The sequence below is a fragment of the Streptomyces sp. PU-14G genome (assembly GCF_041028275.1).
GTDB lineage: Bacteria > Actinomycetota > Actinomycetes > Streptomycetales > Streptomycetaceae > Streptomyces.
Map to the genome: position 1 here is coordinate 1 of NZ_JASKYT010000593.1, position 2,311 is coordinate 2,311.

At 72.4% G+C, this 2,311-nt stretch carries 2 protein-coding genes; one reads left to right on the plus strand and one right to left on the minus strand.

Annotated features, from left to right (window positions below):
• Window positions 1-1,439: cytosine permease (locus tag AB8Z75_RS33735; protein ID WP_369208768.1), on the minus strand; the 1,439-nt coding region annotated here is incomplete at its 3' end.
• 180 nt (window positions 1,440-1,619) lie between these two features.
• Between AB8Z75_RS33735 and ureA the strand changes: the two genes are divergently transcribed.
• Window positions 1,620-2,311, plus strand: a 692-nt coding sequence (gene ureA / locus AB8Z75_RS33740) for an urease subunit gamma (RefSeq protein ID WP_369208770.1), incomplete at its 3' end; no start/stop codon positions are given.

Here is a 2,311-nt window from a genome sequence, read left to right on the forward strand (position 1 = left end):
GCCGCAGACCTCCCACCCACCGCAGGCGTCTCCCCCGTGTGCGGTTCGGCCGTCAGACCGCTCGGCCTCCTCGCCGTCACCGCGGTGAACACCGCGCTCGTGACGGCGGCCGAAAGCAGGAAGCTGAGATCGAAACCGCCCAGGTGCCCGACGAGCGGCCCGGTGTAGACGGGCGTGTCGACGGCCGTCAGGCCGACGCCGGAGCCGAGGGCCCAGGCCACGGTGGCCCGCGGGTTCCAGCCCGCCGTGAACCAGTACCGGCCGCCGACCGAACGCCGGTTGAGGACCTGGAGCGCCTCGGCGTCGTACCTCCCGCGGCAGCGCGCGTGCCCGATCAGCACGATCACGGCCCACGGGGTGCCGACGGCGGTCAGCAGCAGGACGAACGCCGTCATCGCGTCCTGTGCGTCCCACACGAAATGCCCGAGGTAGACCAGGACGGTGGCCAGCGCCGCCACGCTGTAGGTGGCACGGGTGCGGGTGGTGCGCGGCACGATGGCGTCCAGGTCCAGGCCCATCGAGTAGAGCATCAGTCCCGCGTTGCCGACCGAGCCGAGCGAGGCGGCCAGCAGCAGGGGGACGAGGAACCAGAACGGGGCCTGTTGGACGAGAGGTCCCGCGTAGTCGCTCGCCGCGTCGACGGCGACCGCGGTGAAGGTGCCGAAGAGCTGCGGTATGAGCAGCCCGGCGACGAGCCCGCCGCAGGTGGTCAGGTAGACCCGGCGTGCGGAGTGGCGGGTGGGCGACATGTAGCGGGTGTAGTCGCCCAGCAGGGTGATGAAGGCCATGGGGCCGCTGAGTCCGGCCGCGACGACGGCCAGCAGCCAGGTCGTGAGGAAGTCGCCGAGCAGGTAGTCCGTTCCTGCGGGGGCCTGGGTGGTGAACTGCGGCGCGTACGCGGCCAGGCCGACGACCAGCAGCGCGGTCATGCCGATCGCCAGTACGCGGCTGAGCCGCAGCAGCAGCCGGTAGCCGTAGACGGCGCACACGGCGGTGCACACGGCCAGCACCGCGTAGACGAGCGCGTAGGAGGCGGCCGAGTCCGGCAGCCCGAACAGCCGGGCGAGCGAGCCGACCATAGCGTCGCCGCCGACCCACAGGGTCAGGGCCGTGTAGCCGAGCGAGAGCAGCAGGCCGAGGGCCGAGCCCAGCAGCCTGCCCCGTACGCCGAACTGGGCGCCACTGCTGGTGGAGAGGTTGGTCGCGGTGCGCAGGGAGACCAGGGCGAGCGGGGCGACCAGCAGCGTCCCGACGAGGGTGCCCAGCACCATCGCCGAGGCGGAGGCCCAGAAGCCGAGCCCGAAGGAGACCGGCAACCAGCCGAAGACGACGACACCGAGCGCCAGGTTCGAGCCGATGAGGAAGCTGACGATGTCGCGGGGGCGGCTCGTTCGCTCGGCTTCGGGGATGACGTCGACGCCGTGCTGCTCGATCTGCATGGTGCTCCCTGGGGGTCCGGCACTTCTTTGAGCAGCGCTCAATCTGAGGCATGCATGGCGGCCGGGTCAATGGGTGGAGCAAGACTTGACTATTTGAGTGTTGCTCTAAATCCTGGAGCAGCAACCTGCGCCGCTCTCTGCACGGGACGGCACACACGACGAGGCGGAAGGTGGACGAGCGTGCGGCTGGGGCCGACCGAGAGAGACCGTCTGCTGATCTTCGGCACCGCTCAGCTGGCACGGGCCAGGCGGGCCAGAGGGCTCAGGCTCAACGTGCCGGAGGCGACGGCGCTGATCGCCGACACCGTCTGCGAGGCGGCCCGCGACGGACGGCGGCTCGCCGAGGCGATCGCGGCCGGACAGGCCGTCCTCGGGCCCGCCGATGTGCTGCCCGGCGTGGCCGGCGTTCTGACCGAGATCCAGGTCGAGGCCGTCTTCGACGACGGCTCCCGGCTCGCGGTCGTCCCCTGCCCCCTCGGTTCCGCCGACGCGGAAGAGGCTCCGGGCGCGGTGGTGCCCGCAGCACCCGAGGACGGCACCGACGCGGCGTACTCCCCGGCGCCGCCTGGGGTGACGCTGACCGTGCGCAACACCGCCGACGTGCCGGTCAGCGTCACCTCCCACTTCCACTTCTTCGAGGCCAACCCGCGCCTCGACTTCGACCGCGCCGCCGCCTACGGCATGCGGCTCGCGGTGCCGGCGGGCTCCTCTGTCCGCTTCGACCCCGGCGGCGTCGACGAGGTCGGTCTCCTCCCGCTCGGCGGCGACCGCGTGGCGATCGGCTTCGCCGGTCTCGTGGACGGCCCGCTGGACGCGCCCGGCGCGCGCGAGGAGGCGCTGCGCCGCGCGGCGGCCTGCGGCTACCTGGGCGC